At 36.6% G+C, this 23,745-nt stretch carries 20 protein-coding genes and 2 riboswitches; of the genes, 15 read left to right on the top strand and 5 right to left on the bottom strand.

What is annotated here, in order from left to right; genetic code table 11:
• The first annotated feature begins 30 nt into the window (after positions 1–30).
• The 11 genes from ACUXEY_RS05680 (at position 31) to glcK (ending at position 11,813) form a co-directional block, all read left to right on the top strand.
• The gene (locus tag ACUXEY_RS05680; RefSeq protein ID WP_461300258.1) at positions 31–2,151 is read left to right on the top strand and encodes a peptidoglycan D,D-transpeptidase FtsI family protein; all 2,121 of its coding nucleotides are present in this window, start codon (positions 31–33) and stop codon (positions 2,149–2,151) included.
• Positions 2,152–2,482: 331 nt separating this feature from the next.
• Positions 2,483–3,400, top strand: a complete 918-nt coding sequence (gene phoX, locus ACUXEY_RS05675; RefSeq protein ID WP_461300257.1) for a phosphate ABC transporter substrate-binding protein PhoX — start codon at positions 2,483–2,485, stop codon at positions 3,398–3,400.
• Between the two features lie 27 nt (positions 3,401–3,427).
• Positions 3,428–4,378, top strand: coding sequence for a phosphate ABC transporter permease subunit PstC (pstC, locus tag ACUXEY_RS05670; protein WP_429600133.1), 951 nt, complete (start codon positions 3,428–3,430; stop codon positions 4,376–4,378).
• Position 4,379: 1 nt separating this feature from the next.
• The gene (gene pstA / locus ACUXEY_RS05665) at positions 4,380–5,246 is read left to right on the top strand and encodes a phosphate ABC transporter permease PstA (RefSeq protein ID WP_429600130.1); all 867 of its coding nucleotides are present in this window, start codon (positions 4,380–4,382) and stop codon (positions 5,244–5,246) included.
• A 28-nt stretch (positions 5,247–5,274) separates the two neighbouring features.
• The gene (gene pstB / locus ACUXEY_RS05660; RefSeq protein ID WP_000226683.1) at positions 5,275–6,090 is read left to right on the top strand and encodes a phosphate ABC transporter ATP-binding protein; all 816 of its coding nucleotides are present in this window, start codon (positions 5,275–5,277) and stop codon (positions 6,088–6,090) included.
• A gap of 146 nt (positions 6,091–6,236) precedes the next feature.
• A complete protein-coding gene (phoU, locus tag ACUXEY_RS05655) occupies positions 6,237–6,893 on the top strand; it encodes a phosphate signaling complex protein PhoU (RefSeq protein WP_166702108.1) in 657 nt (218 codons plus the stop codon).
• Between the two features lie 356 nt (positions 6,894–7,249).
• On the top strand, positions 7,250–9,604 hold the full coding sequence (locus ACUXEY_RS05650; protein WP_166701797.1) for a sugar phosphate nucleotidyltransferase: 2,355 nt from the start codon (positions 7,250–7,252) through the stop codon (positions 9,602–9,604).
• Positions 9,605–9,673: 69 nt separating this feature from the next.
• Positions 9,674–9,823 (top strand): 50S ribosomal protein L33, encoded by a 150-nt coding sequence (gene rpmG, locus ACUXEY_RS05645; protein WP_001265616.1) that lies wholly within the window; start codon positions 9,674–9,676, stop codon positions 9,821–9,823.
• Between the two features lie 104 nt (positions 9,824–9,927).
• Positions 9,928–10,506, top strand: a complete 579-nt coding sequence (locus tag ACUXEY_RS05640; protein ID WP_166701798.1) for a 5-formyltetrahydrofolate cyclo-ligase — start codon at positions 9,928–9,930, stop codon at positions 10,504–10,506.
• 103 nt (positions 10,507–10,609) lie between these two features.
• A complete protein-coding gene (locus ACUXEY_RS05635) occupies positions 10,610–10,810 on the top strand; it encodes a YqgQ family protein (protein ID WP_000253699.1) in 201 nt (66 codons plus the stop codon).
• A gap of 19 nt (positions 10,811–10,829) precedes the next feature.
• Complete coding sequence (gene glcK / locus ACUXEY_RS05630; protein WP_048531179.1) at positions 10,830–11,813, top strand: glucokinase; 984 nt, start codon at positions 10,830–10,832, stop codon at positions 11,811–11,813.
• Positions 11,814–11,892: 79 nt separating this feature from the next.
• Here glcK and ACUXEY_RS05625 read toward each other — a convergent pair whose 3' ends face one another.
• Positions 11,893–12,066, bottom strand: coding sequence for a DUF2759 domain-containing protein (locus ACUXEY_RS05625; protein WP_000524846.1), 174 nt, complete (start codon positions 12,064–12,066; stop codon positions 11,893–11,895).
• A gap of 169 nt (positions 12,067–12,235) precedes the next feature.
• Here ACUXEY_RS05625 and ACUXEY_RS05620 point away from each other — a divergent pair, with 169 nt between their 5' ends.
• A complete protein-coding gene (locus ACUXEY_RS05620; RefSeq protein ID WP_000871244.1) occupies positions 12,236–12,865 on the top strand; it encodes an MBL fold metallo-hydrolase in 630 nt (209 codons plus the stop codon).
• Between the two features lie 9 nt (positions 12,866–12,874).
• Positions 12,875–13,987: a class I SAM-dependent methyltransferase gene (locus ACUXEY_RS05615; protein ID WP_461300256.1), complete on the top strand. Its 1,113-nt coding sequence runs from the start codon at positions 12,875–12,877 to the stop codon at positions 13,985–13,987.
• Positions 13,988–14,132: 145 nt separating this feature from the next.
• On the opposite strand, the gene ACUXEY_RS05610 is transcribed toward ACUXEY_RS05615, so the two are convergent.
• The 4 genes from ACUXEY_RS05610 to metI all read right to left on the bottom strand — a co-directional run bounded on the left by ACUXEY_RS05610 (position 14,133) and on the right by metI (position 17,763).
• On the bottom strand, positions 14,133–14,423 hold the full coding sequence (locus ACUXEY_RS05610; protein WP_000894375.1) for an ArsR/SmtB family transcription factor: 291 nt from the start codon (positions 14,421–14,423) through the stop codon (positions 14,133–14,135).
• Between the two features lie 393 nt (positions 14,424–14,816).
• Positions 14,817–15,329 carry a cysteine hydrolase family protein gene (locus ACUXEY_RS05605; protein WP_461300255.1) on the bottom strand — a complete coding sequence of 171 codons (513 nt, stop codon included), beginning with the start codon at positions 15,327–15,329 and terminating at the stop codon, positions 14,817–14,819.
• A gap of 161 nt (positions 15,330–15,490) precedes the next feature.
• A complete protein-coding gene (metC, locus tag ACUXEY_RS05600; protein WP_166701802.1) occupies positions 15,491–16,654 on the bottom strand; it encodes a cystathionine beta-lyase in 1,164 nt (387 codons plus the stop codon).
• Positions 16,651–17,763 carry a cystathionine gamma-synthase/O-acetylhomoserine thiolyase gene (gene metI, locus ACUXEY_RS05595; protein ID WP_461300254.1) on the bottom strand — a complete coding sequence of 371 codons (1,113 nt, stop codon included), beginning with the start codon at positions 17,761–17,763 and terminating at the stop codon, positions 16,651–16,653. Before metI ends, metC begins: the two co-directional genes overlap by 4 nt.
• Before the next feature lie 241 nt (positions 17,764–18,004).
• Positions 18,005–18,114: riboswitch (SAM riboswitch) on the bottom strand.
• A gap of 203 nt (positions 18,115–18,317) precedes the next feature.
• A riboswitch (SAM riboswitch) is annotated at positions 18,318–18,427 on the top strand.
• Between the two features lie 70 nt (positions 18,428–18,497).
• On the opposite strand from metI, the gene ACUXEY_RS05590 reads away from it, so the two are divergent.
• Both ACUXEY_RS05590 and metH read left to right on the top strand, forming a co-directional pair.
• Positions 18,498–20,330: a bifunctional homocysteine S-methyltransferase/methylenetetrahydrofolate reductase gene (locus ACUXEY_RS05590; protein ID WP_461300253.1), complete on the top strand. Its 1,833-nt coding sequence runs from the start codon at positions 18,498–18,500 to the stop codon at positions 20,328–20,330.
• On the top strand, positions 20,330–23,728 hold the full coding sequence (gene metH, locus ACUXEY_RS05585; protein ID WP_461300252.1) for a methionine synthase: 3,399 nt from the start codon (positions 20,330–20,332) through the stop codon (positions 23,726–23,728). Before ACUXEY_RS05590 ends, metH begins: the two co-directional genes overlap by 1 nt.
• Positions 23,729–23,745 lie beyond the last annotated feature (17 nt).

Genomic DNA, 23,745 nt, shown 5'->3' with positions numbered 1-23,745 from the left:
ATTACATAGCTGTTGGTAGAGGGGGTTTGTATGAGCAAGAAGCAGAAACAACAAAAGAAAAAGACTCACGTTCCTTTTCGGTTAAACGTGCTGTTTTTCTGCGTGTTTTTAATGTTCTCCGCGGTTATTGTAAGGCTTGGATATGTACAAATTGTTCGCGGTGAGGAATATAAAAATGAAGTGGAGAGGAAAGAGAACTCGACGATTAGTAATCCTGTACCACGTGGGAAAATATTTGACCGTTATGGGCGAGCTGTAGTAGATAATGCAGCTGTACGTACGATTACATTTACAAAAATGAAAGGATCAACTGCAGAGGCTCGCTTAGAAACAGCGAAAAAGCTAGCAGATTTGATTGAAGTACCGACAGATAAATTAACAGATCGCGATAAGAAAGATTATTGGCTTGCTATTCATAAAGAGGAAGCTAAAGAAAAAATTACGAATAAAGATCGTCAAGAGCTTAAAGATAAAAAAATTGACGATAAAGAATTAGATGAGCGTCAACGAAATCGCGTGACAGAAGAAGAAGTGAATCAGTTATCCGCAAAAGATTTAGAAGTACTAGCGATTAAAAGCAAAATGGACGGCGGATATGCGATGACGCCACAAGTTATTAAAAAGGATGCTACAGAACAAGAATACGCGATTATTAGTGAAAATCTAGCAACATTACCGGGTGTAGATACGAATGTTGATTGGGATCGAAAGTATATTTATGATGATTTATTCCGAAGTGTACTTGGCGGGGTGTCAACGTCTGATGAAGGTTTACCTAGAGAAAGACTAGATTACTATCTTGTTCGTGATTATAATCGAAATGACCGCGTAGGGAAAAGTTATCTTGAGCAGCAATATGAAGATAGTTTGCACGGTAATAAAGCGGAAGTGAGAAATGTTACAGATAAAAACGGTAATATTTTAGAAACGATTAATGTATCAAAAGGGCAAAGTGGTAATAATCTAAATTTAACAATTGATATGGAATTACAAAAGCGTGTAGAAGAAATTATCACGAAAAATTTATTGAGATATAAAGGTGGACAACCCTATTTAGATCGTGCATTCGTTGTAATGATGAATCCAAAAAATGGTGAAGTTTTATCTATGGCAGGGAAACAGTTAGTGGAAGAAAATGGCGAAACGAAAGTGCAAGATTTCGCATTAGGAACGATGACAAGCTCTTATCCGATGGGATCAACTGTAAAAGGTGCGACAGTACTTACAGGATATCAAACAGGTGCAATTCAACCAGGTTCAGTTCAACTTGATGAACCAATCAGATTAAAGGGAACGCCACCAAAATCTTCGTGGAAGACGATGGGATATATTAATGATTTAACAGCATTAAAAATGTCTTCTAACGTATATATGTTTAAAACAGCGATGAATATCGCAGGCGTTCCATATGTAAGAGGTGGTACGTTAGATATACCACAAAAAGCATTTGATACGATGCGTTATTATTTCGGACAGTTTGGACTTGGCGTAAAAACAGGTATTGATTTACCAAATGAATCTGCGGGCCAAACAGGTAGAGGAAATCAGCCAGGTTTCCTATTAGATTTATCAATTGGACAGTATGATACGTATACACCACTTCAATTAGCACAATATGTTTCAACAATCGCAAATGGTGGATATCGTATGCAGCCGCAAGTTGTAAAGGAAATTCGTCAACCGTCAGCGAAACAAGACGAAGTTGGAAAAGTTGTTCATTCAATGGAGCCGAAAGTACTAAATCGTATTGATATGCCTGAATCACAAATTAAACGTGTTCAAGAAGGGTTTAGACAAGTATTTAACGATTCTGGCGGCACAGCTGCGAAATATTTTACAGGTGCACCATATAAAGCTGCTGGTAAAACAGGTACAGCTCAAACTGTGTATGGCGGAGATAAAGAGATTGGTAAAAAGGCAAACGGTGAGCGTAAAGAAACATATAATTTAACATTAGTAGGTTATGCGCCACTTGAAGACCCTGAAGTAGCATTTTCTGTTGTTGTACCTTGGGTAGATGATAAATCAGGTATTAACGGTTATATTAGCCGTGATATTATGGACGCGTACTTTGATTTGAAAAAAATAGAAAATGGCGAAGCTACACAAGAGGAAATAGATAAGAAAAAGAAAGAGCAAGATGATGAATAAAAAAGTTGTAAAAAAAGCACACTATCTGAAAAGATAGTGTGCTTTTTTTTATGATTCATGCATACGTTTTAATAAGGTGGACAAGCATATTATATCGAAAAAAATAAGAGATCTCACAAATGATACTTACACAAGCCTCTGGAGGATAACGATTTTATGAGTCAATTATCTGTGAAGAGGAACGGTCGATACGGATTCAAGTTTTACCTTGTGTTGATTCTTGTGGAACTTTACAAAACTTTTACAAACAATTAAAACCGAATTAATAGTTTAGCAGTATTCTTATATCTGTAATCCTGTTATTTCCGGTTACTTCTAGGAGGAAGAACACGTGAAATGGATAAGTGCATCAATTAAAGTTTTCATACTGTCGACATGTTTCCTGTCTGTTGGCACGTCTACTGCATTTGCTGTGAATGAAATGGGAGAAGTGAGAGTTGATGGATCCTCAACGGTTTTTCCTATTATAGAAGCAGTAGCGGAGGAATATACAAAGGTGCATCCAAACGTGAAAATCTCCATCAGTGTTTCTGGAACAGGAGGAGGATTTAATCGTTTCAGTAAAGGAGAAGTGGATATAAATAATGCTTCGAGAGTAATGAAACAAGTGGAAGAAAATGAAATGAAGAGAAACTCCATTCAGTTTACACCATTTGAAGTTGCTTACGATGGTCTTACGATCGTTGTGAATCGCCAAAATACTTGGGTAGACAATATAACAGTAGACGAGTTACGTCTATTATGGAGTGAAGATGGAAACGAAAAGCGATGGTCACAAATTCATTCTTCATGGCCACGTGAACAGGTAAAGTTTTATGCGCCAGGTGTAGACTCTGGTACGTATGATTATTTTCAAAACGTCATCTTACAAAATAATCGCATTGTAAAAAAAGTCTCTTTGTCTGAAGATGATCAAGTTATTATGCAAGGGGTAATGAATGATAAAAATGCCATTGCTTTTGTAGGATATGCTTATTATATGGCCAATCGAGATAAGGTGAGAGCAATAAAAGTGGATGGTGTACTTCCGACGAAAGATACGATTCAATCAGGTAAATATAAGCCATTATCTAGGTCGCTATTTGCTTATGTAAATGATGCATCTATCCGAAATAAAATGAATGTAGCAAATTATGTTGAGTTTATGATTCAGCATGTTGGTAATCTTGCTGAAGAGGTAGGATATGTAAAATTACCAAAAGAAAAATACAATGAGCAGCTGCGGATGTTAACAGAAATAAAAAGGTAATGTCAGGGTGGAAAGGGGTTTTCATCTTTGGCTCATAATGACAAAAGTCAAATTACATTTTCTGTACAACATTTGATTGAAAGAAATTCAAAACAAAGAAAAAAAACGCAGCGAATCAATCGAATCGTTCCATTATTACTAAAAATAATTGCTAGCGTGTCTATTGTGACGACACTTGGAATTATTTTTACGCTGGCAAATGAAACAATGATGTTTTTTCAAAAAATACCATTGCTCTCCTTTTTGACAGAGAAAGAATGGTTACCTTTTTTTGAAGATCCTAAATTCGGTATATTACCACTTATATGTGGAACGGTACTTGTAACAGCAATCGCTATGTTCGTAGCAATTCCTATCGGTTTAGCGTGTGCCGTATTTTTAAGCGAATATGCTTCAAACGGTGCAAGGAAAGTATTAAAGCCGATGTTAGAACTATTAGCAGGTATCCCGACAATTGTATATGGTTTCTTTGCATTAACAGTTGTCACACCGCTTTTACAACGGATTATACCAGATTTACAGTTTTTTAATGCGATTAGTCCGGGTATTGTTATTGGCTTTATGATGATCCCGACAATTGCATCTCTGTCTGAAGATGCAATGAGAGCTGTAGCGAAAGGGACGAAAGAAGCTTCGTTAGCACTTGGAGCAACTCGGTTTGAGATGGTAAAACAAGTCGTGTTTCCTTCGGCTTTTACAGGGATTATGGCAGCGATTATATTAGCTGCTTCCAGGGCAATTGGTGAAACGATGATCGTTGTAATTGCAGCGGGATCCACGCCGAACGTATCGCTCGATCCGACACACTCTATTCAAACGCTAACAGCTTATATTGTGCAAGTGAGTCTAGGTGATGCTCCGCATGGAACAATTACGTATTACAGCATGTACGCTGTAGGCGCAACGTTATTCTTGTTTACTTTTATCATGAACATCATTTCGCAGTTTATTATGCGCCGCTTTAGGAGGGTGACATAAAATGCGAATGTTGAATCATAAACAAATACAAGAAAATATGGCATCACGTTTTTTAAAAGATCGAGTTTACAAAATGTTATTTTATATAGCTATTTTATTTTCAATAGTAATACTGCTTATTTTGCTTTTTCAAATTTTCGAAAAAGGTATAAGTTATCTTTCGTTAGATTTCTTTACAAACTTTGCTTCGCGTAATCCGAAAGAAGCTGGGATTGCTGCAGCATTGTCAGGAACGATATTGTTTATGGGTATTGTTATACCAGTCTCCTTTATATTTGGAGTCGGAACTGCTCTTTATTTAGAGCAATATGCGAAGGAATCTATATTTAAAAAGATAATAGAAATTAATAATCAAACGTTAGCAGGAGTACCTTCCGTCGTATTTGGATTACTCGGCTTAACTATTTTTGTATATGCTCTTCATTTAGGTGAGAGTATTATTGCGGCGGCACTGACGATGAGTTTACTCGTCTTACCTACAGTTGTAGTAGCAAGTCAAGAAGCGATACGATCTGTACCAAGTTCATTATTAGAAGCTTCTTATGGATTAGGTGCTACGAAGTGGCAAACGATGTATCAAGTTGTATTGCCATATGCTTTCCCAGGAATTATAACGGGTTGTACGTTAGCGATATCAAGAGCGATTGGAGAAGCGGCACCTTTATTAGTTATTGGAGCACTTGCATTTGCAAATTACGTTCCATTTAGTATGTTTGATAGATTTACAGTTTTACCAATTCAAATTTTTAATTGGATGAGTAGACCACAAGAAGAATTTCAGTATGTAGCAGCTGCTGGAATGATTGTTTTGTTAGGTTTGTTGCTCTTTATCAATATATTTGTCCTATGGTTACGAAATCGAAAATAAGTTGGAAATGGATGAAAGGGGAATTCAGATGGTAGCAACAGTAGTAAATGTACAGGTGAAAAACGAGGAGAAAATCGAGACTGCGCCAAAGAAAGTAGTATTTGATACGAAAAACTTAAATTTATGGTACGGAGAAGACCATGCTTTAAAAGATATTAATTTAAGCATTCATGAGAATGAAGTTACAGCAATTATCGGACCAAGTGGTTGTGGTAAATCCACGTACTTAAAAACATTAAATCGTATGGTAGAGTTAGTACCAATCGTGCGAACTACAGGCGTAATTGAATATAGAGAGCGCAATATATTTGATAAATCATACCCAGTTGAAGAATTGCGAACACATGTAGGAATGGTGTTCCAAAAGCCAAATCCATTTCCAAAATCTATTTATGAAAATGTAGCATACGGCCCGAAAATTCATGGTATTAGCGACAAGAAAACATTGGATGAAATTGTTGAAAAAAGTTTACGTGGAGCAGCAATTTGGGATGAGTTAAAAGATCGTTTGCACGATAATGCATATGGTTTATCCGGTGGACAGCAACAGCGTCTATGTATCGCACGTTGTTTAGCGATTGAACCAGACGTTATTTTAATGGATGAGCCAACATCGGCGCTAGATCCAATTTCAACATTAAAAGTAGAAGAATTAATTCAAGAATTAAAGAAAGACTTTAGCATCGTTATCGTAACGCATAACATGCAACAGGCAGCACGTATTTCAGACAAAACTGCTTTCTTCTTAAGTGGAGAAGTTGTGGAGTATACAGATACAAATAAATTATTTACGACACCTTCAGATAAGCGTACAGAAGATTATATTACAGGCCGATTCGGTTGATATCGTTGCAAGGCTAAGAGCAAATACCCTCTTAACAGAGGGTATTTCTTGTTTTATTGAGAAGGAATACTTCTCCTATGTAAGGGTGATTACCTTACATAGGAGATTTATATATAATGGCACACAATATTGAGGGGGAAGAAACAATGGTAAGAGAACAATTTCAATGTGATTTAAAAGCGTTACAGCAAAAGGTGATTGAGCTTGGTGAACTAGCGAGGGAAGCTTTATTGCTTGCTATGGAAGGTCTTCATAAAAGGGATGTAGAGAAAGCGTTAGAGGTAATAGATGGTGATTATCGTATGGATAATTTAGAAGAGGAAATAAATGATCTTGCGCTTATGCTTATTACGAAGCAGCAACCTGTAGCAAGTGATTTAAGAAGGATTTTTATTTCAATTAAAACAGCGACAGATTTAGAACGTATCGCAGATCATGCTGTTAATATTGCGAAATCAACGATTCGTCTCGGGGAAAAAGAAGCGTCTGTTAGTTTGCACAATCTTGATGAGATGTTTGCAATTGCAAATAATATGTTACAGTTAGCATTAGATGCATATGAGCAAGAAAATTTAACTTTTGCGAAACAAATTGCCGAAATGGATGATTCAGTTGATGAAATATATGGGAAAGCGATTCGTGAATTTATATCTTCAGTCCCAGAACAACCAGAAGCAATTACGCAAATTACACAATTATCATTTGTAGCGAGATATATTGAGCGTGTAGCAGACCACATTACAAATATTGCTGAAAATGTTTTTTATTTAGTAAAAGGAAAGCATTACTTATTAAATGAATAAAGAAAAAAAGCAGGTGAAACATCATCTGCTTTTTTTAGTCAAAACATGACAAAAAAAGCTCGTTGTTTCCTTTAGTTTATGATGATAAGATGTATCATAATATAATGGAAAAAATAGGACATATATGTTGTTCGTTTTGTAAGTAATATTTTACTAAGTTAATAGTAAGCGCTTTCTTTTTTGTGTTTGAAAGGTAAATGTATATAGGGAGCTATACTGCTTGTCAGCCATCAACGGGAGATGAAAAAATCCTTAATATTTAAAGTTTCATTTTATACTGCTAGTTAATGCGGGCTAGATAATATACATATCGTATATGAAGTTACTGAACATTATATAAGTGGAGGCTGAAGTATATGAAGGGGGTTATTTTAGCTGGAGGAAAAGGACGACGCCTTAGACCATTAACATGTAATACTCCAAAGCCGATGTTGCCATTATTAGAGAAGCCAGTTTTGGAATACAATATTGAATTATTACGTCAGCATGGTATTCGTGAGATTGCCATTACTGTTCAGTATATGAGTACGGCTATTAAACAATACTTTGGTGACGGTAGCAAATGGGGCGTCAATTTGTACTACTTTGAAGACTCTCCACCGCTTGGTACTGCAGGAAGTATTAAACAAGCGGAAAAATTTTTGGATGAAACGTTTGTTGTCATAAGCGGGGATGCGTTAACTGATTTTCAATTATCAGCAGGCATTGCGTTTCATGAACAAAAGAAAAGAATGGTAACTATGTTTGTAAAGGAAGTAGAAAATCCACTCTCATTCGGTTTAGTTGTAATGAACAAAGAACAAGAGGTTACACGATATATAGAAAAACCGAGTTGGAATGAGGTAGTTTCTAATATTGTGAATACAGGTATATATATTATGGAGCCAGAAATTTTTTCTTACATACCGCCCCGAAAATTTTTTGATTTCAGTCAAGATGTGTTTCCGTTACTGGCAAATAAGAACGCGTTATTTGCATATTTGTCAGAAGGCTATTGGTTAGATATCGGTACATTTGATCAATATCGACAAGCACAATTTGATTTGTTAACGAAAAAATTACAAGTACCTATTCCTTACACGGAAGTATTGCCGATGGTATGGATGGGGGAAGGGGTGACGATTGGAAAAGGAACGAAAATTCACGGTCCCTCTTTTATTGGAGAAGGAGCAAAGATTGGTGCTGGAGCTATAATTGAACCGTACTCTATTATCGGGAAAAATAGTATTGTTTCAAGCTATTCTCATCTTCAAAAAAGTATTGTTTTTGCAAATGCTCACATTGGCCAGTATTGCGAGTTATTAGAAACGACAATAGGAGAGCATACAATGGTGGAAGATGACGTTACATTGTTTCAAAAAAGCATTGTAGCGGATCATTGTCATATAGGGAAGAGTACGGTAATTAAGCAAAAGGGAAAACTATGGCCATATAAGGCGATTGACAGCTATTCGGTAGTAGGATCGGCTGGTGTTCAAGAAAGTGAAAAGAGTGCAGGATGGTTGCAAAAAAGCCGCATTGTAGGAAGAGGTAATGTTGAAATCACTCCTCAATTTATTGTAAAGGTTGCGATGGCGTATGGATCTCTTTTTGCCAAAGGAGAAAGTATATTAATCGGGAGTCAAGAACATATAGAAACGACCTCTTATAAAAATCTCTTTCTTCATGCGATTCATGGTATCGGAGTTCATACGATGGAATGCAAAGAAATGAACGAGTCGCTTTTTCAGTATAGCATTCAGGATTTACAATGTGCAGGCGGGGTTTTCATTCAAGTAGAAAATGAAAAAGAGGTAGTTATAAAGTTGTATGGCAAGGATGGGGTACAATTAACGTATAAGCAGCAAAAAGCGATAGAACAAGTATATATGTCTGAGTCGTTTTATTACGTATGTGAGAAGGAAATGGGGCGGAATAAGCTAGTCCACGTTTCTTTACATGATTATATAGAGGCTGTATTAGAACGCATTGATATTGAGAAAATACAAAAACAGAAGTTTCATCTTCTTATTAATAAGAGAAATGATATGTTACAACATTTACTTATGCTCTTTTTGCAAAGGCTCGGATGTACAGTTACGTGGATTTATGCGGGCGAACAAAAGGATCATGTGAAAGCTTTGATGAAATCAAGTAAAGCAAATATGGCTCTTATGTTTTCAGAGCAAGGAAATTATTTCGAGTTATATGATAATCATAGTAATATTTACCAAGGAACAGATTTTGAAGAGGTAGATATTCCAGATTTATTACTTGAATCGACAGGAAATATTTACCCAATGTCTTTGAAATTAGGAGAGTGTTACCTTCTATTTTATACGCAGGATGAAAAAAAGTCGTTTCAAGCGAGATGGAAGCGAGATATTTTATATCGAATAGGAAAATTATTTGAGCTGATAGCATTGCAGGGAAAAACGTTTCTCAGCATAGTAGAGCAATCGCCGCCGCTCTATTTACTTTGTGATGAAGTTGTATGTTCATGGAATGAAAAAGGGAAAGTGATGAGGAAATTATTGGCTGATATGGAAAGAAAGGAAGACGGTATATTTGAAGGAGTACAGTTCAAATATACGGAAAAAGAGTGGTCTTATATCGTTTCTGACACAAAACAACCGAAATTTTTAGTGTATTCACATGCTAGAAACCCAGTAATAGCAAGGGAAAACATGAAAAATCTTATAGAAAAAATTAGACAATATCAAAAGGTGTAGAATTTTTATTTTAAAAGTGGTATTATAGTATAGTCTGATTTAAGTTATTAGTACTGGAGGGAAATAAGAATGCGTGTGAATATTACTCTAGCATGTACAGAATGCGGAGATCGTAACTATATCTCAAAGAAAAACAAACGTAACAACGCTGAGCGTATCGAGCTTAAAAAGTATTGCAAGCGTGACAAGAAGTCTACGTTACACCGTGAAACAAAGTAAGCAGTAGGAATATTTTCCTACTGCTTCTTTTTTTATTCGATTCCTCTGTTAAAAGTGATACACTATCATCGTAGAGCAAAGTATCACTGTGAGGGGGAAAATGTGTGAGAGAAGAGAAAGTACGTTTACGTAAACGAATAATAGAGCACATGAATTCTTTATCAGAAGAACGGTATACAACTTTATCAGAGGAAATTGCATGTTCGTTGTATGCGCAAAAAGAGTGGACTGAAGCTAAAACAATCGGAATCACTCTTTCAATGGAAAATGAAGTGAATACATATCCTATTATCGAAAAAGCTTGGGAAGAGGGCAAGAAAGTTGTTGTCCCGAAGTGTAATAAAGGAACACGAACAATGTCCTTTAGGCAAATTAGTAATTTTGATCAATTAGAAACTGTGTATATGAATTTACGTGAACCAATTCCAGCACTTACGGAAGAAGTGAATGCAGATGAAATTGATCTTCAAATCGTGCCGGGCGTAGCTTATACAGTGCGAGGAGAACGGATTGGATATGGCGGTGGCTATTATGATCGTTATCTCGTGCATTATAAAGGGAAAACGCTATCATTAGCTTATAGTTTTCAAATGGTAGAACATATCCCAGTAGAGCCGTTTGATAAAAATGTAGAAAAAATTATTACAGAAAAAGGAACAATGGTTAAAAATGGGCTTGTATAGACAAATAAAAATTGACGAGACTTTTTCTTCTTGATTATAATAAAATATGTGAACGTTTTCTTATTATAATTTTTTATAGTAAGTGAGCATAGAGGGTGATGAAATGGTATCTATTTATGATATTCAGCAATTGCTAAAGAAATTTGGTACGATTATTTATACGGGTGATCGAATTGCAGATTTACAATTAATGCAAGATGAATTGCGTGAATTAAATCAATCACAGCTAATCGATCCACAAGACTATCAAACAGCTTTATTTTTATTGAAGCAAGAAATTCAAAAAGAGCTAAATAAGAATTAGATAAAGGTAGGTAAGCAACATGGAAGAGAAATGGTTAGTTGGTGTTGACCTTGGTGGTACAACGATTAAATTAGCATTTATTAATGTGTACGGTGAAATTTTACATAAGTGGGAAATCCCTACGAATACAAATGAGCAAGGAAAACATATTACACTTGATGTAGCGAAAGCTATTGATAAAAAGTTAGAAGAGTTAGGCGAATTAAAAAGTAAGTTAATCGGTATTGGTATGGGAGCTCCTGGTCCTGTACACGTGGCGTCTGGAATGATTTACGAAGCGGTTAACTTAGGATGGAAAAACTATCCATTAAAAGATTTATTAGAAGTAGAAACAGGATTACCTGTCGTTATTGATAATGATGCAAACTTAGCAGCGCTTGGTGAAATGTGGAAAGGTGCTGGTGAAGGAGCGAAAGATTTAATTTGTATGACTCTTGGTACTGGCGTTGGCGGCGGTGTAATTGCCAATGGTGAGATTGTACACGGCGTAAGCGGTGCTGCTGGTGAAATCGGACACATTACAGTCGTTACAGAGAATGCTTTCCCATGTAATTGCGGGAAGTCTGGTTGCCTAGAAACTGTAGCATCTGCTACAGGTATTGTGCGTGTTGCTATGCAAAAAATACAAGAGACTGATAAAGAAAGTGTTCTACGTTCTATGTTAGCAGAAGAAGGGCGTATTACATCAAAAGACGTATTTGAAGCGCATGGACAAGGTGATGAACTAGCAGGCGAAGTTGTAGAAAAAGTAGCTTCTTATTTAGGATTAGCTGTAGCGAACCTTTCTAGCACGTTGAACCCAGAGAAAATCGTTATTGGCGGAGGCGTTTCTAAAGCTGGAGATGCACTATTAGAACCAATTCAACGTTATTTCGAGCAATATGCTTTCTCACGTGCTGTAAAAAGCACGAAGTTAGCGATTGCAACACTTGGTAACGATGCAGGTGTTATCGGAGGAGCTTGGCTTGTAAAAAAGCACAAATACGAAGCGAAGATGATATAAGTTGTGAACTATGAAAAGAGGAAGGGGAACCCCTTCCTCTTTTTTGTGAGATCTCGATGAAGAATAACATGTAGATGAATTAAGCTGCTGGTGGGTACCCGTTATATAGAACAGTCATAATTGTAAACCATCCGAAAACGAGTACAGTTGCAATTGCAAAGCCGCCTGCGAAAAAGTTCTTTTCACGAAGTGTTCTAAGCGTAGCAAATACAGCTAACAGAGTGACTAATGCAAAAATAATAACAAGGCCCATACAATATCCTCCTCTGTCTACCATTCCTAAATATGAGTTTTTAGAATATTAACTCTTTTATATTGTACATGTTTTAAAAATGATTGTCGAGATAGCATCCTTTCTTTTCCTAAGAGAAAAAAATGTTGTATCATTGAAAGTAAGTTTAATAATTGGAGGAGATTTTCATATGAAATGGATACAAATGCCGTTAGGCCCATTACAAACGAATGCTTATATTTTAACGAATGATCAAAATGAGTGTATTATCTTTGATCCAGGTCACGAAGGAGAGAAGCTCGTTACATATTTACAAGAAGAACAATTAAAGCCACTGGCTGTTTTATTAACACATGCTCACTTTGATCATATTGGAGCTGTTGATGCGGTAAGAGATGCTTTTCATATTCCTGTGTACGTACATAAAGAAGAAGCAGATTGGTTAGGTGATGCAACTGTAAATGGTTCTCAAATTTTTATGATGAATCGCAGCATTACAGCAAAACCAGCAGATCATATTATTGATGCAGAAGGTGCATTAGCAATTGGCTCATTTAATTTTGAAATTTTTGAAACACCAGGACATTCTCCAGGTAGTATTTCTTATTATTGTAAAGAGGCGAATGCTGTATTTTCTGGAGATGTGTTGTTCCAAATGAGCATCGGAAGAACAGATTTACCTGGTGGGAGTTTTGCTGAATTAATTGGAAGTATTGAAGAAAAATTATTTGTATTACCCGATGAAACAGCGGTGCTATGTGGACATGGTCCAGAAACAAGCATTGGTTTTGAAAAAGAAAATAATCCATTTTTACAGTAAGGAGCTAGTATGGAGATGGAGCTCATTTTAAAAGAATGGATGGAAAAAGAAAAGGATTATTCAATTTCATACAGTACATATATGAACCTCGCATTATACGCAGAGGAACATGGATATTATATGAAAGAACGTGAAAAAATCGGAAGACAAGGGGACTTTTTTACAAGTAGCAACGTATCCTCTGTTTTTGCAAAAACCTTTGCTAAGTTTTTTATTCGTCTTGTTGAAAATGGTGAAGTTGCTCCGAATATTTGTGAGATTGGTGGGGGAACAGGAAGGTTTGCCTATGATGTTTTGCAAGAGTGGAAGCAATTATCTCCAGAAACCTTTACGGATTTAAACTATTCAATGATTGAAATGAGCCCTTTTCATAGAAAATTACAGCGGAAAAATCTTTATTCGTTTTCTAATGTGTCATATTATACGTCGCATAGTGAAATGGGCGAATCGTTCGAAGGGATTCTTTTTTCGAATGAGTTATTTGATGCATTTCCTGTTGAAGTAATTGAGAAGAGAAATGGAATATTGTATGAAGTACGTGTTACGTACACAGAAGAAGGGAAACTTGCAGAAGTATGTAGACCGTTACATAAACGAATTGGTCGATACTTATTGAAATATAATATTCATCTTGCTGAAGGCCAGCGTTTTGAAGTGCCGATTGCGATGGAAGAATATATAAAAGAAATGGCGAAATGGTTTCAACGAGGTGTATGTATTACAGTTGATTATGGATATACAAAAGAAGAATGGATGCATCCTGCACATCAGGAAGGAAGTTTACGAGGATATTACGACCATAAGTTAATCCGTAATCCTTTAGTGCATCCAGGTGAAATGGATCTTACTACTCATATTCATTGGGACGAACTGAAAGAGATGTTTAGCCTGCAAGGTATGCATACAGTATGGCATAAGAAGCAATCAGAGTTTTTGTTAGCGGCAGGAATATTAGAGCAGCTTACGAATCATCAAGATAGGAACCCTTTTTCTGAAACTCAAAAACAAAATCGAGCAGTTCGTTCTATGATTTTGAGTGGAGGATTAGGGAGTGCATTTGATGTTGTTATGCATACGAAACATATGCAACAGTTACAATTGAATCGGTATTTGAAAATATAAAAAAAACAAGACACAGCATATTTCTGTGTCTTGTTTTTTAATACGACTTATGTAGCATTATATATTTCCTCTCATGATATATATTTATATTAAAGATATGAGATAAAAAATATAGAATACGTCCTTTTTCTCTGTTTATGAGTCCCTAACCCAATAATACGCGAACGAGTTGAATAATTGTTTCGTTTTCTACTTTGTAATAAATTTCTAATCCTTTTCTTTCACTTGAAACGATTTTAGCACTTTTTAATTTTGCTAAATGCTGTGAAATTGTAGATTGTGGCATGTTTAAGCCAGTGTACATTGTAGAAACGTTGCTTGGACCACGTTCAATTAATCCCTTTACAATACATAAGCGAACAGGATGAGCAAGTACTTTCAATAATTCTGCATTGCTTTCATATAGTTCTATTTCTTTTTGAAAGGTTTCTAACATGTTCTTTTCCACCTCCGTGTGAGCTGTTTTACCATACTATACATACCAAAAAATTAAAGAAAAGAAAACAGTTGTTGCAGAAAAAAAGTCCTAAAGTAAAGAAATTGTAAGAAAAGAGACCCTGATGTAAATAAAGTAGATGATTTAGCACGGTTTTGTAAAATGACATTTTTGGGTGAAAATTTCGATGCGTTTTAAAAATTGAAAGATATAGATATATTTGTAACACAATTTTATCATGATTTTCTTATTCTTTCAAATGAATATACAAAATTTTTAAAATAATAAGACAAAGGAATTGTAATGTTATTTATAGAATATAAAATAGGTTAAAAGAAAATGTTTGAGTTTAGCTGATAAATTTTAGAATGATTAATCTGTTGGTTATTTATTCTAGAGTTCATCGTTTATCAGCTTTAAAAATCTGCGATTCCATATATTCTCATAAAAATCAATTGTCTCTTTTGCGGACATAAATGGATTATTTAACGTAGAGGTAGTTTTCTGTACCATGAAGTTTTCGAATCCTAGTCCATGGGAAAATTTAATCGTAGCATCCATGCAGTACTCTGTTTGGGCACCACAAAATTCAATACGATGTACAGATAATTGCTCTAAAATCTCTTTTAAGTTTGTTTTATAAAATGAATTGGCATGTGTTTTTCTTACAAAAAGATCTTGTTCTTGAACATCTAAATCAGCATGAATAGCCCAAAGATCTTTTTCAGGTACTAAATCATCATCACAATGTTGAACGAAAAGAATCGGTTTATTTGATTTTCTGTATGAAGAAATTCTTTTATTTACTTTTGTAAGTAGATTTTGTAAATCGAATAAATGCTCCCCGCTATAACATACTCCATTTTGTAAATCGATAACGATTAAAACATCTGCACAAGTATCCATTATTTTTGCCCCTTTTTTTACTTTTTAATATATCAATTAATTCATTACTTGGAAATAGATGGTGCTCTGTCGTTTTTTATGAACTATACGAAAAGTAAAAAATATACTAAACAGCATAAAAAAGAAGATATGAAAACTTAATTTCATATCTTCTTTTCACTCTATGCATTTACAGGTTCTTCTACATAAGAAAGGGCATTTTCAAAATCGGATATTAAATCGTCAACATTTTCAAGGCCGACGGATAACCGGAGTAATGAATTCGAAATACCTCTTTCATCGCGAGCTTCTTGCGACAGTGCTGCATGTGACATTTTAGCTGGATAGGAAAGAATGGATTCGACAGCTCCTAAACTAACCGCAAAGACAGGTAATTTTACTTTTGATAAAAATTGGCGGAGTGCGTCTTCTGATTGTAAAGTGAAAGATAGGACGGCTCCGGCTGATGTAGCCTGAGATTGTTGAATGTCAAATCCAAGATGTGTTTGTAAGCCAGGATAATAGACATTTTGAACTTTAGTGTGATCTTGTAAATAGTGTGCAATTTTATTGGCGTTAGCCGCTGAATGCTCAAGACGTACATGCAATGTTTTTAGGCCACGAAGTACGAGAGAACAATCTTGCGGGCCTAAAATAGCGCCGAATGCATTTTGTAAAAATCCAAGTTTTTGAGCGAGTTCGGCATCTTTTACAACCGCTAATCCGGCAGTAACATCACTATGCCCGGCAATGAATTTTGTAGCACTATGAAGAACGACATCGGCGCCAAGATCAAGTGGTTTCTGGAATAGTGGTGTCAAAAATGTATTATCAACAAAAGTAAGGGCGTCAATAGATTTTGCAAGTTTAGAAACAGCACGAATATCTGTCACTTTTAAAAGTGGGTTAGAAGGTGTTTCCACATAAAAGAGTTTTGTATTTGGCTTAATGTTTTGCTTTATTTCTTCTAAATTGGTCATATCAACAAATGTATGTGAAACACCGTAACGGGAGAGAACTTCAGTTATAATTCGATAAGTTCCTCCGTATACGTCTTCTGAAATGAGTACGTGATCACCTTGTGAAAGGAGGAGGAATGCAGTAGAAATCGCTGCAATTCCTGACGCGAACGCAAACCCTTTTGTTCCGCCTTCTAATAAAGCAATGATATCTTCAAGCGCTTCACGTGTTGGATTGCCAGAGCGACTATAGTCATATTTCCCGAACGTATCTACATCAAATTGGTGGAATGTTGATGTATTATAAATGGGAACGTTAACAGCTCCTGTTTGTGAGTCATGTTTATATTGGTTGTGTAGTAAGAGTGTATCTATAGAATAACTCATATTCTTACACCTTCTTTTACAAGTGTAATGGCTTGTTGTAAGTCTTGAATTAAATCGTTACTATTTTCAATGCCAACGGAAAATCGAAGAAGACGATTACATACACCGTTTTCTGTTCTGATTTCTTCAGGAATATCAGCGTGTGTTTGCGTTGCTGGATACGTCATTAAACTTTCAACACCACCGAGACTTTCAGCAAATGTAATTAAGGATAAAGATTGTAAGAATGGATTAATCCACGTTTCATCTTTCAGACGAAATGAGATCATGCCGCCTCTTCCAGGGTAAAATACATCTGTCACCCCGTCTTCATCATTTAAATAAGCGACAACTGCTTTTGCATTTTCTTCATGTTGTCTCATGCGAAGCGCTAACGTTTTCATACCGCGGATTAATAACCATGAGTCAAATGGGCTTAAGACCGCACCGGATGCATTATGATAATGGGCGATTTCCTCACAAAGTTCCTTTCCTTTTGCAACGACAAGTCCGCTTAGCACATCGTTATGCCCACCTAAATATTTCGTTGCACTATGCAGTACAATGTTAGCACCTTCTGTTAAGGGCTGTTGTATATAAGGCGTGTAGAATGTGTTGTCTACAATAAGGAGTAGTCCGTGTCTTTTCGCTACAGTTGCGACTGCGGTAATATCAGTAACTTGCATTAATGGATTAGTTGGAGTTTCTATGAAAATAGCTTTCGTTTCAGTTGTGATAGCTTGCTCAATTTGTTTAATAGATTGTGTATTTACGTATCTACATCGAACGTTCCACTTTTTTTCATGCTCAGAAAATAATCGATAAGTCCCGCCGTATAAATCTTCAGATACAATAAGTTCGTCTCCAGAACGGAATAGCGAAAGGACGAGGAGAACAGCCGCCATTCCGGAGCTACAGGCATAACCTTGTTCGCCGTATTCTAAGTCTGCGATTGCCTGCTCTAAAAGACCACGAGTTGGATTTCCAGTTCTTGAATAATCAAAGCCAGTAGATTTACCAATTCCTTCGTGACGATAAGCAGTTGAGAAATAAACAGGCGGGTTAACAGTTCCTGTTGTAGTTTCGCTCCGGTTTCCGATTTGTGCTAGTTTCGTTTCAATAGTTGACATGTGAAAATTCCTCCTTTTTAAATGAACAATTAAGTGAATGTAAAGTGAAACTTTAATCAGTGAGGGATTCATCCCCACTAATTATCAGCCCTCACCAATCGGGCTTTTACGGGCAGTTGATTCCCACCTAACTTCTTTGTTCCAGCTGAATTTTGAGTTGGGAATCTTACTGCCCTCAAATAGCGGGGGAAAATAAAAAAAGCCTTCTAAGAAGAAGGCTTTCGGTTTGAATAGAGTCTTCTTCTCATCTGTCAAATCTTTCACAATTTGCTGGAATTAGCACCTTATTAACAAATGTTAATGGTTGCTGAGGTGTCATAGGGCCAGTCCCTCTACCTCTCTAGATAAGAATGTTCGTATGAAATTTTATTATGTTTTTAACTTTACAACAAAAGATAATTGAATTGCAACTTTATTTTAAATAATTTTTATTTTTCCGCAAGTGTCATTGACTTTTGCATTTGTGCGTGCTAAATTTATTAAAAAATTAACAAACATTGTTAAAAGGGGAACGCATTTCCTTTTAGCTACATAAATAAAATAATAAAGACAAACTCTTATTGAGAGCGGTGGAGGGAAAGGCCCTGTGAAACCCGGCAACCTTCAAACGAAATGTTTGAAACGGTGCTAATACCTGCAAAACGAGTGTTTTGCATAATAAGAGGAGGACCAATTATGTCCCCCTCTTCAAAGTGAAGAGGGGGTTTTTATATTGATAGAAATGAGGGAGATTGGTGAAATTACTAGATTTATTATCGAAAGGAATTGTAATAGGTGATGGTGCGGTTGGGACGTTATTACATTCACACGGTTTGCAAAGTAGTTTTGAAGAATTGAATATATCTGATCCGGATTTAATTATATCGATTCATAAGCAATATGTAGCTGCTGGGGCTGATGTGATTCAAACAAATACGTACGGAGCAAACGAAGCGAAATTACGTATGTATGGTTTAGAAAATCAAGTTACTGAAATTAATAGAGCAGCAGTCAAACTGGCGAAAGCATCTGTTACAGACAGAAACGCTATTTTAGGAACAATCGGTGGTATGAAACATATTGGAGCTGTTACGACAACTGATATGGAAAGAGAATTTATGTTACTTGAGCAGGCAAGTGCTTTACTAGAAGAACAGGTTGATGGATTACTATTAGAGACTTTCTATGATGAGTTTGAATTACTTCATGCTGTTCAGGTGTTACGAAAACAAACGAATATTCCAATTGTAGCTCAATTAGCGTTACATGAGGCAGGTACGACTCAAAATGGAAATGATGTAAATGAAATATTAAAACAGCTTTTAGATTATGGTGCAAATGTCGTTGGATTGAACTGTCAACTAGGGCCGCTTCATATGACAGAAGCTTTTAAAATGATATCGATTCCGAAAAATGGTTACTTATCAGCATACCCAAATGCAGGTCTCCCAAATTATGTGGAGGGACGTTACGTATATGAGGGAAGTCCGGCTTATTTTGAAGCGATGACACCGAAATTTATTGAGCAAGGTATTCGTTTATTGGGTGGTTGTTGTGGCACGACTCCAGAACATATTGAAAGTATGAAACGTGCAATTGCAAATGTTACACCTGTAATAGAAAAGGATACGATTCAAAGACCGAAAGTAGTTCATACACACGAGAAACGTTCGAAAGCTCATGTTACTTTAGCTGAGAAAGCAAAAAAACAAACGACAGTAGTAGTGGAATTAGATCCACCGAAAACGTTAGATACGCAGCGGTTTTTTGAAGGAGCAAGAGCTTTGAAAAGAGCTGGAGCAGATGCTATTACTCTAGCAGATAATTCATTGGCATCGCCTCGCGTCTCGAATATGGCAATGGGAGCATTATTAACGAAGCACGATATTCCGGTATTGACGCACTTAACGTGTAGAGACCATAACGTCATCGGATTACAATCTCATTTACTAGGATTATCAGCGTTAGGCATGGAAGAAGTGTTAGCTTTAACTGGTGATCCAGCACGTGTCGGTGATTTTCCAGGTGCCACTTCTGTATATGATTTGTCCTCTATTGAGCTCATTAAAATGATTAAAGAAATGAACGATGGGCGTTCTATTTTAGGGAAATCAATAGGGCAAGCAACAAGGTTTTCAGTGGGAGGTGCTTTTAATCCGCATGTAAGACATTTAAAAGCAGCGGTTAAGCGAATGGAACGGAAAATAGATGCTGGAGCGGAATATTTCTTAACGCAACCGATTTATGATATCGCGTTAATTGAAGAAGTGTATGAAGCGACAAAGCATTTGAAGCAGCCTATTTTTATTGGGATTATGCCACTAATAAGTAAACGGAACGCAGATTTCCTTCATTTTGAGGTGCCAGGTATTACGCTACCTGAAGAAGTAAGAGAGAGAATGGATGGACATGAAACGAAAGAAGCAGCAATTGAAGAAGGGATTCGTATTTCACAAGAATTGATCGATACGGCGATGAAATATTTTAACGGCATTTATCTTATTACACCATTTCTAAAATATGAAATTACAGAACATCTTGTTAAATATGTGAGAGAAAAGCAAGAAGTGAAAGAAGGTATTAATTGATGAAATGTATAGAAGAAAAATTACAAAATAACATCTTAATATTAGATGGTGCAATGGGAACGATGATCCAGCAAGAGGACTTAACGGCGGAAGATTTCGGAGGAGAAGAGTACGAAGGCTGTAATGAATATTTAGTAGAAACAAGACCAGATGTTATTTTAAAGATTCATAAAGCCTATATTGAAGCTGGAGCGGATATTATTGAAACAAATACATTTGGGGCGACAAATATTGTACTAAGTGATTATGAGTTATCTCATTTAGACGAGGAGCTAAATGAGAAGGCAGCGGGTTTAGCAAAGCAAGCAGTCGAAGAAAGCGGGAAGGAAGTATATGTTGCGGGAGCAATGGGACCGACAACGAAAGCGATTAGTGTTACTGGTGGTGTGACGTTTGAAGAATTAATTGAAGCCTATACACGGCAGGCAAGAGGATTGTTGAAAGGAGAAGTTGATGTATTACTCGTTGAGACGAGTCAAGATATGCGTAACGTGAAGGCTGCTTATATTGGAATTCAAGCAGCTTTTGATGAACTAAGTAAGGTAGTACCTATCATGATTTCGGGAACGATTGAACCGATGGGAACGACTTTGGCGGGGCAAACAATTGAGGCTTTTTACTTATCGATAGAGCATATGAAGCCATTATCTGTTGGATTAAACTGTGCGACCGGTCCGGAGTTTATGAGAGACCATATTCGTTCCCTATCTGATTTGTCAGAGTGTTACATTTCTTGCTATCCAAATGCAGGTCTTCCTGATGAAGATGGACATTATCACGAATCTCCATCTTCTCTCGCTGAAAAAGTGAAGCGATTTGCTGAAGAAGGATGGGTTAATATTATCGGTGGTTGTTGTGGCACAACACCAGAACATATAAAAGCAATGAAATCTGCGTTAGCGTCTCTTAAGCCGCGTGAACACCACGAAAGAGCTGGACACGGTGTTAGTGGATTAGAGGCACTTCAATATGATGATTCTATGAGACCGTTATTTGTTGGTGAAAGAACAAACGTTATTGGATCACGTAAATTTAAACGATTAGTAGCAGAAGGGAAATTCGAAGAGGCTGCTGAAATCGCTAGAGCGCAAGTGAAGAAAAATGCTCATATTATTGATATTTGCATGGCAGACCCGGACCGGGATGAAATAGAAGATATGGAAAACTTCTTGGCAGAAGTTACGAAAGTATTAAAAGTACCGATTATGATTGACTCAACAGATGAAAATGTGATGGAGCGAGCTCTTACTTATATTCAAGGAAAAGCCGTTATTAATTCAATTAATTTAGAAGATGGAGAAGAACGATTTAAAAAAGTGACACCGCTCCTTCGGAAATATGGTGCTGCAATTGTAGTTGGAACAATTGATGAAGATGGTATGGCAGTAAGTGCAGAAAGAAAACTAGAAATTGCGAAAAGAAGTTATGAGTTATTGACGACGAAATATGGTATACGCCCGTCAGATATTATTTTTGATGCACTTGTATTTCCTGTAGGTACAGGTGATGAAGAATATATTGGCTCGGCGGCCGCGACGATAGAAGGGATTCGCCTTATTAAAGAAGCATTACCAGAGTGTTTAACGATTTTAGGTGTAAGTAACATATCATTTGGTTTACCACCAGCTGGACGCGAAGTATTAAATTCCGTCTTTTTATATCATGCAACGAAAGCAGGATTAGATTACGCGATTGTGAATACGGAAAAATTAGAACGGTATGCGTCAATTCCTGAGGAAGAAAAACGTCTTGCAGATGCGTTGCTTTTTGAAACGACGCAAGAGACGTTAGAAAAATTTACAAACTTTTATCGCGTGGCAAAAAAGAAAGATATCGTTATCCAAGAAACATTAACTCTTGATGAAAGGCTCGCAAATTACATTGTAGAAGGTACGAAACAAGGGTTACACGAAGATTTAAGTCTTGCGCTTACAGAAGGAAGAAAACCTTTGGATATTATTAATGGCCCACTTATGACAGGAATGGATGAGGTAGGACGATTATTTAATAATAATGAGCTTATCGTTGCTGAAGTATTGCAAAGTGCTGAAAGTATGAAAGCTGCTGTAAGTTATTTGGAGCCACATATGGAATCTAGTGATAGTGCGAAAAAAGGGAAAGTGTTATTAGCAACTGTTAAAGGTGACGTACATGATATTGGGAAAAACCTCGTTGAAATTATTTTATCGAATAACGGATATGAGATTATTAATTTAGGGATCAATGTTCGCTCGGATCGAATTGTGCAAGAAGTACAAGAAAAGAAGCCTGATATTATTGGGCTTTCTGGTTTATTAGTAAAATCAGCGCAACAAATGGTAACGACTGCTGAAGATTTAAAAGCGGCGGATATTGATATTCCAATCGTTGTAGGCGGGGCAGCGTTAACGAGAAAGTTTACAGATAATCGTATTTCGCCATCCTATAAAGGGCTCGTATGTTATGCAAGTGATGCGATGACGGGGCTTGATATTATTAATAAGCTTCAAAAAGAAGAAGAGAGAGAGAAGATGAAACAAGATAAAAAAGAACGTCATCTTCATATCGTAACAAAAGAAGAGAAAAAAGTAGAAATTCCAGCAGTAATTGAGCCATTACCGAAGGCAGAGGTTATAGTGCCTGATTCAACAAAGCGAATCGTATTACGCGATATCCCAGCCCTTCATCTCGCTCCATTTTTAAATAGACAAATGTTACTTGGACATCACCTTGGATTAAAAGGAAGTGTGAAGAAGCTTTTGCGAGAGGGAGATAAAAGAGCACATGAATTAAATGATTTAATAGACGAATTATTGCAGGAAGGACAATCTTGGTTAAAGCCGAAAGCAGTGTATCAATTTTTCCCAGCGCAAAGCGACGGACAAAATATTGTAGTATATGATCCAGAAGATCATACGCGTGTTATAGAACGTTTCACATTCCCAAGACAAGGAAAAGCACCATACCGTACTTTAGGTGATTATTTACGCCCAGTTGGAGATGAGATGGACTACGTTGCTTTCCTATCTGTTACGGTTGGGGAAGGCGTTCGGGACATTGCTGAAGAGTGGAAAGCGAAGGGTGATTATTTACGCAGTCATGCCATTCAATCGTTAGCGCTTGAACTAGCAGAGGGACTTGCTGAAAAAACACATATGCTTATTCGTGATCGCTGGGGTATTCCAGATTCACCAGAACTGACAATGGAAGAACGTTTCCGCACGAAATATAGAGGAATACGCGTGTCCTTCGGTTATCCAGCATGTCCAGAACTCGCGGATCAAGAAAAATTATTTCGACTTATTCATCCAGAAGAGATAGGTATTTCATTAACGGAAGGATTTATGATGGAGCCAGAAGCATCTGTAACAGCTATGGTATTTTCTCACCCTGAGGCAAGATATTTTAGTGTATTATAGTGTAGAAGGGGGAGACG

Source organism: Bacillus sp. F9_6S_D1_P_5, assembly GCF_054823925.1.
This window is presented reverse-complemented; position numbering and strand designations above follow the sequence as displayed.

What these genes read in the sequence shown, in the direction of transcription:
- ACUXEY_RS05680 (WP_461300258.1), top strand. Translation starts at nt 31, where the DNA reads ATGAGCAAGAAGCAGAAACAACAAAAGAAAAAGACTCACGTTCCTTTT.
- pstA (WP_429600130.1), top strand. Translation starts at nt 4,380, where the DNA reads ATGCGAATGTTGAATCATAAACAAATACAAGAAAATATGGCATCACGT.
- pstB (WP_000226683.1), top strand. Translation starts at nt 5,275, where the DNA reads ATGGTAGCAACAGTAGTAAATGTACAGGTGAAAAACGAGGAGAAAATC.
- phoU (WP_166702108.1), top strand. Translation starts at nt 6,237, where the DNA reads ATGGTAAGAGAACAATTTCAATGTGATTTAAAAGCGTTACAGCAAAAG.
- ACUXEY_RS05650 (WP_166701797.1), top strand. Translation starts at nt 7,250, where the DNA reads ATGAAGGGGGTTATTTTAGCTGGAGGAAAAGGACGACGCCTTAGACCA.
- rpmG (WP_001265616.1), top strand. Translation starts at nt 9,674, where the DNA reads ATGCGTGTGAATATTACTCTAGCATGTACAGAATGCGGAGATCGTAAC.
- ACUXEY_RS05635 (WP_000253699.1), top strand. Translation starts at nt 10,610, where the DNA reads ATGGTATCTATTTATGATATTCAGCAATTGCTAAAGAAATTTGGTACG.
- glcK (WP_048531179.1), top strand. Translation starts at nt 10,830, where the DNA reads ATGGAAGAGAAATGGTTAGTTGGTGTTGACCTTGGTGGTACAACGATT.
- ACUXEY_RS05625 (WP_000524846.1), bottom strand. Translation starts at nt 12,066, where the DNA reads ATGGGCCTTGTTATTATTTTTGCATTAGTCACTCTGTTAGCTGTATTT.
- ACUXEY_RS05620 (WP_000871244.1), top strand. Translation starts at nt 12,236, where the DNA reads ATGAAATGGATACAAATGCCGTTAGGCCCATTACAAACGAATGCTTAT.
- ACUXEY_RS05615 (WP_461300256.1), top strand. Translation starts at nt 12,875, where the DNA reads ATGGAGATGGAGCTCATTTTAAAAGAATGGATGGAAAAAGAAAAGGAT.
- ACUXEY_RS05610 (WP_000894375.1), bottom strand. Translation starts at nt 14,423, where the DNA reads ATGTTAGAAACCTTTCAAAAAGAAATAGAACTATATGAAAGCAATGCA.
- ACUXEY_RS05605 (WP_461300255.1), bottom strand. Translation starts at nt 15,329, where the DNA reads ATGGATACTTGTGCAGATGTTTTAATCGTTATCGATTTACAAAATGGA.
- metC (WP_166701802.1), bottom strand. Translation starts at nt 16,654, where the DNA reads ATGAGTTATTCTATAGATACACTCTTACTACACAACCAATATAAACAT.
- metI (WP_461300254.1), bottom strand. Translation starts at nt 17,763, where the DNA reads ATGTCAACTATTGAAACGAAACTAGCACAAATCGGAAACCGGAGCGAA.
- metH (WP_461300252.1), top strand. Translation starts at nt 20,330, where the DNA reads ATGAAATGTATAGAAGAAAAATTACAAAATAACATCTTAATATTAGAT.